Genomic DNA, 14,996 nt, shown 5'->3' on the forward strand with positions numbered 1-14,996 from the left:
CACGGCGGATGCTCCGGGCCTCATGACGGTGCCAATCCACTGCCCCCCGCGTCACCAGGACCGCAGCCCCACCGACAAACCCGTTCCACGGGCACCGCCGCTCCGCTGACGGCGCGGCCTCAGATCTCCTCGACGGTCAGCACCCCCGGCAGGGTGCGGATCGCGCCCTTGACCTGCGGGGTGATCGGGAATTCCGCATGGGCGTCGATCTCGACCTCGCCGGGCAGGGCCGGATCGACCAGGCAGAAGTGGATCGGCCCGTTGCGCACGCCGCGCACGCTGTCCCTTGCGCCTTCCAGCACCCCCTGCACCGCCCCCAGCCCCGTCGCGTCGCTGAGGAAGATCTTCAGCCCGATGGCCCCCGCATCGGCCACCATCTGATCCATCGGCACCACCGAATCCGCCAGCAGTTTCAGCTGGTCCGAGACCACCTCGGCCTTGCAGGTCACCACCACCCGCGACCCGTTGTCGAGGAAGTCCCGCGACGCCTCCAGCGCCTCGGAGAACAGCGTCACCTCGTAGCCGCCCGTCGGATCCGACAGCTGCGCGAAGGCAAAGCGGTTGCCGCGGGCGGACTTGCGTTCCTGACGGCCGGTCACGATGCCGGCGATCTTGGCGATGATCGGCCCGCCCTGGGCGGCGCGGATGACCTCGTCCATGGTCATCACCTTCTTGCGCTTCAGCGCGCCCATGTAATCGTCCAGCGGGTGCCCCGACAGGTAAAAACCGATGGCCTTGAATTCCTCCGACAGCCGTTCGGCAGGCAGCCAGTCCTGCGCGGCGCTCAGGCGCGGCTCGGGCAGATCGTCGCCGCCGTCGCCGAACAGCGACACCTGGTTGGAATTCTTCTGCTCCCAGTAGGCGGCCGAATAACTGACCAGCCCTTCCAGGCTGTCAAAGATCCGCCGCCGGTTGCGATCCAGCTGGTCGAAGGCCCCGGCACGCGCCAGCATCTCCAGCGGGCGCTTGCCGACCTTCTTCAGCTCGACCCGGCGGGCAAAGTCGTAGACATTCGCAAAGGGCTTGCCGGCGCGGCCGCGCACGATCAGCTCCATCGCCTCGACGCCGACGTTCTTCAGCGCCCCCAGCGCATAGTGCAGCGCGCCCTCGATCACCGTGAAGGTCGCGTCCGAGCGGTTCACGCAAGGCGGCACATAGGGCAGAGCCAGCGCCTTCTTCACCTCCTGGAAATAGATCGCCAGCTTGTCCGTCAGGTGGATATCGCAGTTCATCACGCCGGCCATGAACTCGACCGGGTGGTTGGCCTTCAGCCAGGCAGTCTGGTAGCTGACCACCGCATAGGCGGCCGCGTGCGACTTGTTGAAACCGTAGTTGGCGAATTTCTCCAGCAGGTCGAAGACCTCCGAGGCCTTCTTGGCATCGACGCCGTTCTTCGCCGCACCCGCCTCGAACTTGGGACGCTCGGCGTCCATCGCCTCCTTGATCTTCTTGCCCATGGCGCGGCGCAGCAGGTCGGCGCCACCAAGGCTGTAGCCCGCCATCACCTGGGCAATCTGCATCACCTGTTCCTGGTAGACGATGATGCCCTGGGTCTCGGCCAGGATATGGTCGATCGTATGGTGGACCGAGGTGATCTCTCGCAGGCCGTTCTTGACCTCGCAATAGACGGGGATGTTCTCCATCGGGCCGGGACGGTACAGCGCCACCAGTGCCACGATGTCCTCGATGCAGGTGGGTTTCATCTGCTTCAGGGCATCCATCATGCCCGAGCTTTCCACCTGGAACACCGCGACCGTGCGCGCCTTCGAATACAGGTCGTAGGTCTTTTCGTCGTCGAGCGGGATCAGGTTGATCTCGTTCTCGCCGCCGGGGGGCGGATCGTAAAGCTGCGTGCCATCGGCCGCCACATGCAGGTCGCGCCCGCCGCCGAGGATCTGCTGGATGGCGTTCTGGATCACCGTCAGCGTCTTCAGGCCAAGGAAGTCGAACTTCACGAGGCCGGCCTGTTCCACCCATTTCATGTTGAACTGGGTCGCCGGCATGTCGGATCTGGGATCCTGGTAGAGCGGCACCAGCGCATCCAGCGGCCGGTCCCCGATCACCACCCCCGCCGCGTGGGTCGAGGCATTGCGCAACAGCCCCTCGACCTGTTCGGCATATTCGAACAGGCGCTTGGCGGGGTTCACCTTGCCGTCGCGGATGTCCTGATCGCTTTCGCGCATCTCCTCGCGCAGGCGCGGCTCGTCGCGCAGGGCCTGGGCGATGCCGACGGGCTTGACGCCTTCCACCGGGATCAGCTTGGACAGCCGGTCCACCTGACCGAAGGGCATCTGCAGCACCCTCCCGATGTCGCGCACCGCCGCCTTCGACAGCAGCGCACCGAAGGTGATGATCTGGCCCACCTTGTCGCGCCCGTAGCGCTGCTGCACGTAGCGGATCACCTCTTCGCGGCGGTCCATGCAGAAGTCGATGTCGAAGTCGGGCATCGACACCCGTTCCGGGTTCAGGAAGCGTTCGAACAGCAGCGAATAGCGCAGCGGATCAAGGTCGGTGATGGTCAGCGCATAGGCCACCAGCGAGCCCGCACCAGACCCCCGCCCCGGCCCCACCGGAATGCCGTGATCCTTGGCCCATTTGATGAAATCGGCCACGATCAGGAAGTAGCCCGGGAACCCCATCCCCTCGATGATGCCCATCTCGAAATCAAGGCGCGCCTGATAGTCCTCGACGCTGACGGCATGGGGGATCACCGCCAGGCGCTGCTGCAGACCCTCGTTGGCCTGACGGCGCAGTTCCTCGACCTCGTCATCGGCAAAGCGCGGCAGGATCGGGTCGCGCTTGTAGGTCTTGAAGGCGCAGCGCTGCGCGATTTCGACCGTGTTCTCGATGGCCTCGGGCAGGTCGGCGAACAGCGTCACCATCTCCTGCTGGGACTTGAAGTAATGCTGGCGGGTCAGCCGGCGGCGCGGTTCCTGCTGGTCGACATAGGCGCCTTCCGCGACGCAGATCATCGCGTCATGGGCCTCGTACATCTCGGGCTTGGGGAAGTAGACGTCGTTGGTGGCGACCAGCGGCAGCTCCATGGCATAGGCCATCTCGAGGAAGCCGCGTTCGGTCAGGCGCTCGGGCTCGGGCAGGCCGCCCTCGCCGGGATGGCGCTGCAGCTCGACGTAAAGGCGATCGGGGAACATCTGCGCGAAGCGGGTCAGCAGTGCCTGCGCCTCGGGGCGGTGGTTGGCCTGCAGCAGCTGCCCCACCGGGCCGTTCGCCCCGCCCGACAGGCAGATCAGCCCCTCGGCATGGGCCTCAAGCTCTTCCAGCGTGACCCAGGGCGGCTCGCCTCCGGCATCGACGAAGAGGCAGGTCGAGAGCTTCATCAGGTTCTCGTAGCCCGCCTCGTTCTGCGCCAGCAGCACGACGGCGGCGGCGGGCCTGGCGCGTTCGCCGGGTTCGGGGCGGTGCCATTGCACATCGACCTGACAGCCGATGATCGGCTGGATCCCCTGCCCCGAGGCGGTGACGGAAAACTCCAGCGCCGAGAACAGGTTGTTGGTGTCCGTCACGGCGACGGCGGGCATTTCGGCGGCCGCGCACAGGCCCGGCAGCTTCTTCAGCCGCATGGCCCCTTCCAGAAGGGAATATTCGGTATGGACGCGGAGGTGGATGAATCGGGGCGCTGTCATGGCGCGATGGTAGGACCCCCGCGCCGCCGCAACAAGACCGCCGCCGCGCCATCCCCCCTTGCGGGGAATCGCGCAGCCCCCGATCCTGGTGCCGATCCGCGGGAAAGGACCCCCATGAGCCTCTTTGACACGATCCCCCCCGATCCCGCGCTGGACCTGACGCTGATGCGGGCGATCGACGTGCCGCCGCAGGTGCTGTGGCAGCTCTGGACCCAAGGGGCGCTTTTGTGCCGCTGGTTCACCCCCGCGCCCGTCGTCACCCTTGCGGCCGAGGTCCATCCCACCCCCGGCGGGCGCTTCTTCACCCGGATGCAGATGCCCGACGGCACCACCATCGACAGCGAGGGCTGCGTGCTGCAGGCGGAACCGGGGCGGCGGCTGTCATTCACCGATGCGCTCGGGCCGGGGTTCCGGCCGCGGGGTCAGGGCTTCATGACTGCGACCATCGGTTTCACCCCGCGCGACGGCGGCACCCTCTACGAGGCGCTGGTGCGCCATGCCACCCCCGAGGACCGCCAGCGGCACGAGGACATGGGCTTTCACCCCGGCTGGCAGGCCGCCACCGCGCAGCTGGTAAGCGAAGCCCTTAAGCTGAAAACCTGAGCCCTGCCGCAACGCCGGGGCGCCATGCGGGATACCGGGGCTTGCAATGCCGCCCGGCTGCGGCTTTGCTGGGCAAAAAGCAAAAGGCCCGCCCCTCTATGCCGCATCGGGGGGACCGACGGGTGCTAGGGGTAAGGCGGCGGAAGATACATATATGACACTCTCCTTTCACCTGAACGGAGAACGCGTGGATATCGCCGATATCCCTCCGGCCACGACGCTTCTGGACTGGCTGAGGACGACGCGCGGGCTGACCGGCACCAAGGAAGGCTGCAACGAGGGCGATTGCGGCGCCTGCACGGTGATGGTCACCGATGCCGAGGGCCCGAAGGCGCTGAATGCCTGCATCCTGTTCCTGCCGCAGCTGCAGGGGAAATCCGTCACCACGGTCGAGGGGCTGAAGGGCCCCGATGGCGCGCCCCATCCCGTCCAGCAGGCGATGGTCGATCACCATGGCTCGCAATGCGGGTTCTGCACGCCGGGGTTCGTCATGTCGATGGCCACCGCCCAGCTGACCGGCGCGGCCGACCATGACCTGACGCTGGCGGGCAACCTGTGCCGCTGCACCGGCTATGCGCCGATCATCCGCGCCGCCGAGGCCGCAATGCAGCAGCCCGTCCCCGATCACCTGCCCCGCCGGTTCGAGATGCCCATCGACGTGCGCGGCGTGGCCTTCCAGCCCGAAAGCGCCGATGCCCTGGCCCGCTGGTACGAAGCCCACCCCGACGCCACGCTGATCGCCGGGGCCACCGATCTGGGGCTGCATGTCACCAAGGCGCTGCGCGATCTGGGCCAGGTGGCCTTTCTGAACCGCTGCCGCGACCTGAAGGGTGTCAGCGTTTCCGACACCGAGATCCGCATCGGCGCCATGACGACGTTTTCCGATCTGCTGCCCGCCATCGCGCCCTACCATCCGGGGCTGGCGCGGATGCTGCGCCGGTTTGCCTCGACCCAGGTGAGGAATGCCGCGACCGTGGGGGGCAACATCGCCAACGGCTCGCCCATCGGGGACAGCCCGCCCGCCTTCATCGCCCTGGGCGCCACGCTGCACCTGCGCAAGGGGGATCAGCGCCGATCCCTGCCGCTGGAGGAGTTCTTTGTCGAATACGGCCGCCAGGACCGCGTGCCCGGCGAATTCGTCGAGGCGATCACCCTGCCCCGCCAGCCCGACCGGCTGGCCTGCTACAAGCTGTCGAAGCGGCCCGATCAGGACATTTCCGCGGTCTGCGGCTGTTTCAACGTCACCGTGACCGAAGGCCGCGTCAGCGCCGCCCGCATCGCCTTCGGTGGCATGGCCGGGGTGCCCAAGCGGGCCTCCCATGTCGAGGCCGCCCTGCTGGGTCAGCCCTGGGATGCCTCGATCCTGGAGCGCGCGGCACCGGAATGGGCGAAGGATTTCACCCCGATGAGCGACATGCGGGCCTCGGCCGGGTATCGCCTGACGGCGGCGGCGAACCTCTTGGAGCGCTACCTGCGCAGCGATCTGGGCGAAGCTGTCGATCTGGAAGAGGTGCAGGCATGACCACCATCGTTCACAAGCCCCTGCCCCATGATGCCGCGCCCCTGCATGTCTCGGGCGAGGCGCGTTACATCGACGACATCCCCCTGCCCGCCAATGCGCTGCATCTGGCCTTCGGGACCTCGCCGGTGGCGCGCGGCGTGCTGAACGGCGTCGGGCTGGAGGCGGTGCGGGCCGCGCCGGGCGTGGTCGCGGTGCTGGTGGCGGGGGATCTGCCCTTTGCCAATGACGTGTCCTCGGCCCCCGTGCATGACGAGCCGCTGCTGGCGACGGATCGGGTGAATTTCGTGGGCCAGCCGGTCTTTGTTGTGGCGGCGACCAGCCATCTGGCGGCGCGGCGGGCGGCCCGGCTGGCGGTCTGGGACATCACCGAAGAGGATCCGATCCTGACGGTGGAGGCCGCGCTGGCGGCGCAAAGTTACATCGAAGAGCCGCCGCTGGTCTGGAGCAAGGGCGATGCGGCCCGCGCCATTGCGGCGGCGCCGCACCGGCTGGACGGCCGGATCGAGATGGGCGGGCAGGAGCATTTCTACCTGGAGGGTCAGGCGGCGCTGGCCATCCCGCAGGAGGGCGGCGACATGTACGTGTCGTCCTCGACCCAGCACCCGACCGAGATCCAGCACAAGGTGGCCGAGGCGCTTGGCCTGCCGATGCATGGCGTGCGGGTCGAGACGCGGCGGATGGGCGGCGGGTTCGGCGGCAAGGAAAGCCAGGGCAACCCTCTGGCCGTTGCCTGTGCGGTGGTGGCACGCGCGACGGGGCGGCCCTGCAAGATGCGCTATGACCGCGATGACGACATGCAGATCACCGGCAAGCGCCATGATTTCCGCATCGATTACGCGGTCGGGTTCGACGCGACGGGGCGCATCCGGGGGCTGGAGTTCCGCCAGTACACCCGCTGCGGCTGGTCCCAGGACCTGAGCCTGGCGGTGGCCGACCGGGCCATGCTGCATGCCGACAATGCCTATCTGATGGAGCATATCCGCATCGAGAGCCACCGGTTGCGCACCAATATGTGCTCGGCCACGGCCTATCGCGGCTTTGGCGGGCCGCAGGGGGTCGTGGGGGTCGAGCGGGTGGTCGATCACATCGCCCATGAGCTGGGGCTGGACCCGGTCGAGGTACGGCGGGCGAACTATTATGCCGATGCGCCGGTGGCAGGCGTGGAGGGGGGCTCTGCCCCCGCGCCTGCGGCGCCCCCCCGAGGTATTTCGGACAAGAAAATGGATCTGGCGGTCGCGGCGCCGGAAGATGCCGGAGGGGACGTGGCCGCTGTGCAGACGACGCCCTACGGGATGGAGGTGACCGATTTCGCCCTGCACCGGATGACGGCGCGGTTGCTGGAGAGCGCGGATTATGCCGCGCGGCGGGCAGAGGTGGCCGCGTGGAATGCAAGGAACCCGGTGCTGAAGAAGGGGCTGGGGTTCGCGCCGGTGAAATTCGGGATCTCTTTCACGCTGAGCCATCTGAACCAGGCGGGGGCGTTGGTGCATGTGTATCAGGACGGATCGGTGCATCTGAACCATGGCGGCACCGAGATGGGACAGGGGCTGTTCCAGAAGGTGGCGCAGGTGGCGGCGTCGCGGTTCGGGATCCCGCTGGAGTGCGTGAAGATCACCGCGACCGATACGGCGAAGGTGCCCAATACCTCGGCCACGGCGGCGTCTTCGGGATCGGATCTGAACGGCATGGCGGTGCAGGCCGCCTGCGACACCTTGCGGGACCGGATCGCGGGGGTGGTGGCGGAGCTGTGTCAATGCGCGCCGGAGGCCGTGGTCTTCGAGGCCGGAGAGGTGCGCGCGGGCGACATGGTGATGTCCTTTGCCGAGGCCGCGATGCGGACCTACCAGGCGCAGGTCAGCCTGTCGGCCACCGGCCATTACCGCACCCCGGACCTGAGCTGGGACCGCATCCGCGGCCAGGGGCGGGCGTTCTACTACTTTGCCCATGGGGCGGCGCTGTCGGAGGTGGTGATCGACACGCTGACCGGCGAATACCGGTTCCTGCGCACCGATATCCTGCATGATGCGGGCGCCAGCCTGAACCCGGCGCTGGATCTGGGCCAGGTCGAGGGCGGCTATGTGCAGGGCGCCGGATGGCTGACCAGCGAGGAGCTGGTCTGGGACGGCAAGGGGCGGCTGCGGACCCATGCGCCCTCGACCTACAAGATCCCGGCGGTGTCGGACCGGCCGAAGGTGTTCAACGTCGCCCTCTGGGACGAGCCGAACCCGGCGGCGACGATCTATCGCTCGAAGGCGGTGGGAGAGCCGCCCTTCATGCTGGGCATCGCGCCTTTCCTGGCGCTGTCGGATGCGATCGCGGCCTGTGGCAGCACCTATCCCGACCTGCACGCCCCCGCCACGCCCGAGCGCGTGCTGGCCGCCGTGCGGAGGCTGAGGGGGTGATCGAGCGCGCCGAGCTGGCCCGGGCGCTGGCCCGGGCGCCGCAGGTCACCCGGATCGTCGTGGCCGAAAGCCGAGGGTCCGTCCCGCGCGAGGCCGGCACCGCCATGCTGGTGGGGCCGGGGTTCGCCTGGGGCACCATCGGCGGCGGCACGCTGGAACATGCGGCCATTGCGCGCGCCCGCGATCTGCAGGCCGACCTGCTGGAGCGCCGCGCCCTGGGGCCCGACCTTGGGCAATGCTGCGGCGGTGCGGTGGTGCTGCTGTACGAGGTCTGGGATGCGGCGCGGCTGGCGGCGCTGCCGGAGGCGGTCCATGCCCGCCCCCTGCCCGGCACCGAAGGCCCGATGCCGCTTGCCGTGCGGCGGCTGCTGGGGAATGCGCGATCCCAGGGCACGCTGCCCGAGGCCTCGGTCGTGCAGGGCTGGCTGGTCGAGCCGCTGGCCCGTCCCGCCCGGCAGGTCTGGATCTGGGGCGCGGGCCATGTGGGGCGGGCGCTGGTTGCGACCCTGGCCCCCCTGCCCGGGATCGAGATCACCTGGATCGACACCGCCCCCGAGCGGTTCCCCGACCAGGTGCCCGAAGGCGTCAGCGTGGTGCCCGTGGCCGATCCCGCGCGGCTCGCGGCCCATGCGCCGGCAGGGGCCGAGCATGTCATCCTGACCTATTCCCATGCCCTCGACCTGGCGCTGTGCGATGCGCTGCTGGCGCGCGGTTTCGGCTGGTGCGGGCTGATCGGGTCCGACAGCAAATGGGCGCGGTTCCGCAAGCGGCTGGGGGAACGGGGCCATCCGCCCGCACGCATCGCGGGCATCACCTGTCCCATCGGCAATCGCAGCTACGGCAAGCACCCGCAGGAGATTGCTATCGGGGTCGCCGCCGGGTTACTGGATCGGAAGGCGCAGCAAGACGCCAAGGGGGAAAAGACAGCGTGAGCGGGACACTTCTATCCATCCGCGGCCTGACCAAGGCCTATCCGGGCGTCGTCGCCAACGATGACGTCAGCTTCGAGATCGCCGAGGGCGAGGTCCACGCCCTGCTGGGCGAGAACGGCGCCGGGAAATCCACCCTGGTCAAGATGATCTACGGTCTGGTCAAGCCCGACCAGGGCCAGATGCTGCTGCGCGGCAGCGCCTATGCCCCCTCGGAGCCGCAGGAGGCGCGCGCCAGCGGCGTGGCGATGGTGTTCCAGCATTTCAGCCTGTTCGACGCGCTGAACGTGGCCGAGAACGTCGCCCTTGGGATGGCGGATCCGCCGAAGACGCGCGAACTGGCCGAACGCATCCGCACGGTCTCGGAGCAATACGGGCTGCCGCTGGATCCCTGGCGGCTGGTGGGGGATCTGTCCGCGGGCGAGCGCCAGCGGGTCGAGATCATCCGCTGCCTGCTGCAGGATCCCAAGCTGCTGATCATGGATGAACCGACCAGCGTGCTGACCCCTCAGGAGGTCGAGATCCTGTTCGCCACGCTCAGGAAACTGAAATCCGAGGGGACCTCGATCCTCTATATCTCGCACAAGCTGGAAGAGATCCGGGCGCTGTGCGACGAGGCGACAATCCTGCGGCTGGGCCGCAAGGTGGCGACCTGCACCCCGCGCGAGGTGACGGCGGCGCAGATGGCCGAGCTGATGGTCGGCGCCGAGCTGCACCGCCCCGAGCGCGAACCCTCGGTGCCGGGCGCTGTGCGGCTGGCGCTGAAGGGGCTGTCGGTGGCGTCTCCGGGGCAATTCGGGACCTCGTTGAAGGACATCACGCTGGAGGTCCGCGCGGGCGAGGTGCTGGGGCTGGCAGGGGTGGCCGGCAACGGCCAGGACGAGCTGCTGGCGGCCCTGTCGGGCGAGATCCGCGCCAAGCCCGCCATGGTGGTGCTGGACGGGGTCGAGATCGGCGCCAAAGGCCCGGCCGAACGGCGCCGCGCCGGTCTGCTGACCGGCCCGGAGGAACGCCTTGGCCATGCCGCCGCCCCCGACATGAGCCTGACCGAGAACGCCCTGCTGACCGGCGCCGAGCGCGAGGGGCTGATGGCGAACGGGTTCCTGAAATGGGGCAAGGCGCGGGAGTTCGCCGCCAAGATCATCGAGCGCTTCGACGTGCGCACGCCCGGCACCGAGACCGCGGCCCGGGCGCTGTCGGGGGGCAACCTGCAGAAATTCGTCATCGGCCGCGAGGTGCTGCAGCGCCCCGAGGTGCTGGTGGTGAACCAGCCCACCTGGGGCGTCGATGCGGCGGCGGCCGCCACCATCCGGCAGGCTCTGCTGGATCTGGCGGCGGGGGGGGCTGCGGTCGTGGTGATCAGCCAGGACCTGGATGAGCTGATGGAAGTGTCGGACAATTTCGGCGCGCTGAACGAAGGACGCCTGTCTCAGATCCGGCCCGCCAAGGGGCTGTCGATGGAGGAGATCGGGCTGATGATGGGCGGCGCCCATGGAATGGAGGTGGCCCATGGGTGATCGGGCTTGTGAGCGGGCAGTGTTTGAACGGGCGGCGGGAACGCCGGTGGACAGGTGCGCCTCCGGCGGGAGTATTTCCGGCCAGATGATGAAGAACCGGGAGGCGCGGGGATGCTGAGGCTGGAGAAACGGCCGCAGCCGTCGAAGACCCTGTCCTATGTGACGCCGGTGCTGGCGGTGCTGATCACCATGGTGGCGGGCGGCGCGCTGTTCGCGGTGCTGGGCAAGGATCCGGTGGTGGCCATCCGGACGATCTTCTGGGATCCGCTGTTCGGGCAGTTCGCCTTCTATTACCTGCCGCAGCTGCTGGTGAAGGCGGGGCCGCTGATCCTGATCGCCATCGGGCTGAGCCTGGGGTTCCGCGCCGGGATCTGGAACATCGGCGCCGAGGGGCAGTACATCCTGGGGGCGATCTGCGGCGCCGGGGTGGCGCTGGCCTTCTATCCGCTGGAGGCCTGGTGGATCTTTCCTCTGATGGTGCTGGCGGGGGCCTTTGGCGGTTTCGTCTGGGCGATGATCCCGGCGATCCTGAAGGTGCGCTTCGGCACCAACGAGATCCTGGTCAGCCTGATGCTGGTCTATGTGGCCGAACAGCTGCTGGCCTCGATGTCGATCGGGCTGATGAAGAACCCCGAAGGCTACGGGTTTCCCGGATCGCGGAATTTGCAGCAGTATCCGGCCGCCCATAATGCCGACCTGATCCCCGATACCGGGCTGCACTGGGGCGTGGTTGCGGCCTTCGTGGCGGCGGGGCTGGCCTATGTGCTGCTGAACCGCCACATCCTGGGCTTTCAGATCCGGCTGACCGGTGCGGCGCCGCGGGCGGCGCGCTTTGCGGGCGTCAAGCCGCCGCGGCTGGTGCTGTTCTGCATGGGCACCGCCGGCGCGCTGGCAGGCATGGCCGGCATGTTCGAGGTCGCGGGCCCCGCGGGCCAGATCAGCACCGGCTTCAACGTGGGCTATGGCTTTACCGCGATCATCGTGGCCTTCCTGGGGCGTCTGCACCCGGTGGGTATCGTGCTGGCGGGGCTGCTGATGGCGCTGACCTATATCGGCGGCGAAGCGGCGCAGAGCACGCTGCAGCTGCCCGCTGCAGCCATCCAGGTGTTCCAGGGGATGCTGCTGTTCTTCCTGCTGGCCGTCGACCTGCTGACCAACTACCGCATCCGCCTGAGCAAACGGGAGACCGCCTGATGGATCTGAGCGCAATCAACCCGGTTCTGCTGTTCGCCTCGCTGATGGTGGCGGCAACCCCGGTGCTGCTGGCCGCCATCGGGGAACTGGTGGTGGAACGGGCGGGCGTGCTGAACCTGGGCGTCGAGGGGATGATGATCACCGGGGCGATCTGCGGCTTTGCCGCCGCCGTCACCACCGGATCGCCGCTGGTGGGCTTTGTGGCCGCAGCCCTGGGCGGGGCCGGTCTGTCGCTGCTGTTCGCGCTGCTGACGCAGGTGGCGCTGGCCAACCAGGTGGCATCGGGCCTGGCGCTGACGCTGTTCGGGCTGGGGCTGTCGGCGCTGTTCGGGCAGGGCTACGTGGGGCTGAAGCCGCCCGCGACGCCGCGCCTCGACATCCCGGTGCTGAGCGATCTGCCCGTGGTGGGCCGTATCGTCTTTGCCCATGACCCGATGGTCTATGTCGGGCTGGTGCTGCTGGTCGCCGTCTGGCTGTTCCTGAAATTCACCCGCGCGGGCCTGGTGCTGCGTGCGGTGGGCGAGAACCACACCGCCGCCCATGCCCTGGGCTACAAGGTGGTGCGCATCCGCATTCTGGCGATCCTGTTCGGCGGCGCCTGCGCGGGGCTGGGCGGCGCCTACATCAGCCTGGTGCGCGTGCCGCAATGGACCGAAGGCATGACCGGCGGCGCCGGCTGGATCGCCCTGGCGCTGGTGGTCTTCGCCAGCTGGAAGCCCTGGCGGGTGCTGCTGGGGGCCTGGCTGTTCGGGGGTGTGACAGTATTGCAGCTGAACCTGCAGGCCGCCGGTCTTGAAATCCGGGCCGAATATCTTTCCATGTCCCCGTACCTGGTCACCATCCTGGTGCTGGTCATCATGTCGGGCCAACGCAGCGGGGCGCCTGCCTCGCTCGGGCGCACGTTCCATGCCTCTCAGTGAGGCGCAATTGCAAGGTAGTCAGGGAGCACAGACCATGCAGATGAAAAAGAGAACCTTCCTTGCCACCGCGGCCTCCGCGCTTGGCCTGTCGGCCATGGGCAGCGTCGCCGCCATGGCGGCCGACAAGAAGGTCAAGGTGGGCTTCATCTACCTGGGCCCGATCAATGACGGCGGCTGGACCCAGCACCATTACGAATCCGCCCAGGCCATGTTCAAGGCCATCGGCGACGACAAGATCGAGATGGTCTATCAGGACAACGTGCCCGAAGGCCCCGATGCCGAACGCGCGATGACCCAGATGGCGCTGAACGGCTGCGACATCATCTTTGCCACCTCCTTCGGCTACATGGATTTCACCCTGAACGTGGCGAAGAAATTCCCCAAGGTGAAGTTCGAGCACGCCACCGGCTACAAGACCGCGCCCAACATGTCGGCCTATTCCGCCCGCTTCTATGAAGGCCGCGCGATCGAGGGCACCATCGCAGGTCGCATGACCAAGACCAACAAGATCGGCTATATCGCGGCCGTTCCGATCCCCGAGGTCGTGCGCGGCATCAACTCGTCCTACATCCACGCCAAGAAGGTGAACCCGGATGTCGAGTTCTCGATCATCTGGCTGTTCACCTGGCTGGATCCGGCCAAGGAAGCCGATGCTGCGCGCACGCTGATCGAACAGGGCTGCGACGTGATCCTGCAGCACACCGATTCCACCGCGCCCCTGGCGGCTGCGCAGGCCGCAGGCAATGTCATCGGCTTCGGCCAGGCGGGCGACATGATCGAATATGCGCCCTCGCCGCGCGTCGCCTCGATCATCGACAACTGGGCGCCCTATTACGAACAGCGCGTCACCGACGTGATGAACGGCACCTGGGAAAGCCACAACGTCTGGGAAGGCCTGTCGACCGGCATGGTCAAGATCGGCGAGATCACCAGCGCCGTGCCCGATGACGTGAAGAAGGAAGCCGAGGACATGATCGCCGCGATTTCCTCGGGCAAGTACCACCCGTTCACCGGCCCGCTGAACAAGCAGGACGGCTCGGTCTGGCTGAAGGAAGGCGAAGTGGCCGACGATGGCACGCTTGCGGGCATGAACTTCTACGTCGAGGGCCTGAAGGGCGACGTCCCCAGCTGACCCTGACCTGCCACGGATTGCAAAGGCCCGCCCCCCGGCGGGCCTTTCGCATGTTCGGGGCCCTTGCCGCCCGGCCCCTGCCCTGGCACGCTGGCCCGGATCTGAACGGGCGGCAGAATGCGGCGGAACTGGAGCGAGGCAGAGGTGACCGAGGCGCTGGCGCTGTACCTGCGCCTGCCCTTTGGGCGCCTGCACAGCCGCACCCCCGCCATCATCGCGCTGGCCGAACGGCTGGGGCGCACGCCCTCGGCGGTGGCGCTGAAGCTGACGAACCTGGCGGCGCTGGACGACAGCCTGCCGCAGCGCGGGATGGCCAATGCCTCGGCCACCGACCGCCGCGTCTGGGCCGCCTATCGCGCCGCCCCCGATCAGGTGCTGCAGGCCTTCGCCCGCCAGACCGCCCCCGCCCCCCGTGGCTTTGCCGACCGGCAGGCCGACTACACCGCCCGTCAGGCCGAGGATCCCCGTGCCACCGTGCGCCAGCGCATCGGCCAGGGATTCTTTCGCGAGATGATCCTGACATCCTATCGCGGCCGCTGCGCCCTGACCGGGATCGAGGACCCCCGCCTGCTGACCGCCAGCCATATCGTCGGCTGGGCCGATGACCCGGCCGAGCGTCTGAACCCCAGGAACGGCATCGCGCTGAACGCGCTGCACGACCGCGCCTTCGACCGTCACCTGATCACCTTCGACACAGAGCTGCGCCTGCTGATCGCCGCCGACGTGCCCCCCGCCACCCGCCGCCAGCTGGAACGCATCGACAGCCCCCGGCTGACCCTGCCCGAACGCTTCCTGCCCGACCCGGCCCTGCTGGAACGCCACCGCCAGCGGTTTCACGCCCGCACGGCCTGAGGACAGGCGACCAGCGGGCAGATGGCCCGGGCAAGGGATGGCCTGCGGACAGATCGCCCGTGAACAGGCCGCCGGAAACGGAGGGCCCGGCACGGATGGCCTGTAAACGGAGGGCCGGAAACAGATAGCCCCAGCACGGGTGGCCCCAGCACGGGTGGCCAGAAATGGGTGGCCAGAAATGGGTGGCCGGAAGCGGATGGGCTTTAAACGGAGGACCTGCAACGGAGGGACGAAAACGAAACCGGGCGCCGAAGCGCCCGGTCGAGGGATGGTGATCCGAA

The 14,996-nt window shown here is 68.1% G+C and carries 10 protein-coding genes; 9 read left to right on the top strand and 1 reads right to left on the bottom strand.

From position 1 onward, the window contains the following. Nucleotides 1–119: 119 nt before the first annotated feature. Nucleotides 120–3,644: a DNA polymerase III subunit alpha gene (gene dnaE, locus AC2ITM_RS13495; RefSeq protein WP_486467151.1), complete on the bottom strand. Its 3,525-nt coding sequence runs from the start codon at nt 3,642–3,644 to the stop codon at nt 120–122. A gap of 114 nt (nt 3,645–3,758) precedes the next feature. Between dnaE and AC2ITM_RS13500 the strand changes: the two genes are divergently transcribed. From AC2ITM_RS13500 to AC2ITM_RS13540, 9 genes are all read left to right on the top strand, one after another. Further along, nucleotides 3,759–4,247 carry an SRPBCC domain-containing protein gene (locus AC2ITM_RS13500; RefSeq protein WP_486467152.1) on the top strand — a complete coding sequence of 163 codons (489 nt, stop codon included), beginning with the start codon at nt 3,759–3,761 and terminating at the stop codon, nt 4,245–4,247. Nucleotides 4,248–4,401: 154 nt separating this feature from the next. Beyond that, on the top strand, nt 4,402–5,769 hold the full coding sequence (xdhA, locus tag AC2ITM_RS13505; RefSeq protein ID WP_486467153.1) for a xanthine dehydrogenase small subunit: 1,368 nt from the start codon (nt 4,402–4,404) through the stop codon (nt 5,767–5,769). Next, nucleotides 5,766–8,171, top strand: coding sequence for a xanthine dehydrogenase molybdopterin binding subunit (xdhB, locus tag AC2ITM_RS13510; protein WP_486467154.1), 2,406 nt, complete (start codon nt 5,766–5,768; stop codon nt 8,169–8,171). The genes xdhA and xdhB overlap by 4 nt, the downstream gene beginning before the upstream one ends. Further along, nucleotides 8,168–9,103 carry a xanthine dehydrogenase accessory protein XdhC gene (gene xdhC, locus AC2ITM_RS13515; protein WP_486467155.1) on the top strand — a complete coding sequence of 312 codons (936 nt, stop codon included), beginning with the start codon at nt 8,168–8,170 and terminating at the stop codon, nt 9,101–9,103. The genes xdhB and xdhC overlap by 4 nt, the downstream gene beginning before the upstream one ends. Beyond that, nucleotides 9,100–10,617, top strand: coding sequence for an ABC transporter ATP-binding protein (locus AC2ITM_RS13520; RefSeq protein WP_486467156.1), 1,518 nt, complete (start codon nt 9,100–9,102; stop codon nt 10,615–10,617). The genes xdhC and AC2ITM_RS13520 overlap by 4 nt, the downstream gene beginning before the upstream one ends. A 111-nt stretch (nt 10,618–10,728) precedes the next feature. Further along, nucleotides 10,729–11,811, top strand: coding sequence for an ABC transporter permease (locus AC2ITM_RS13525; protein ID WP_486467157.1), 1,083 nt, complete (start codon nt 10,729–10,731; stop codon nt 11,809–11,811). Then, nucleotides 11,811–12,731: an ABC transporter permease gene (locus tag AC2ITM_RS13530; RefSeq protein WP_486467158.1), complete on the top strand. Its 921-nt coding sequence runs from the start codon at nt 11,811–11,813 to the stop codon at nt 12,729–12,731. The genes AC2ITM_RS13525 and AC2ITM_RS13530 overlap by 1 nt, the downstream gene beginning before the upstream one ends. A 40-nt stretch (nt 12,732–12,771) precedes the next feature. Further along, nucleotides 12,772–13,863, top strand: a complete 1,092-nt coding sequence (locus AC2ITM_RS13535; RefSeq protein ID WP_486467159.1) for a BMP family ABC transporter substrate-binding protein — start codon at nt 12,772–12,774, stop codon at nt 13,861–13,863. 117 nt (nt 13,864–13,980) lie between these two features. After that, nucleotides 13,981–14,715, top strand: a complete 735-nt coding sequence (locus tag AC2ITM_RS13540; RefSeq protein ID WP_486467160.1) for an HNH endonuclease — start codon at nt 13,981–13,983, stop codon at nt 14,713–14,715. Nucleotides 14,716–14,996 lie beyond the last annotated feature (281 nt).

Source organism: Pseudooceanicola sp. NS-SX9 (assembly GCF_057380705.1).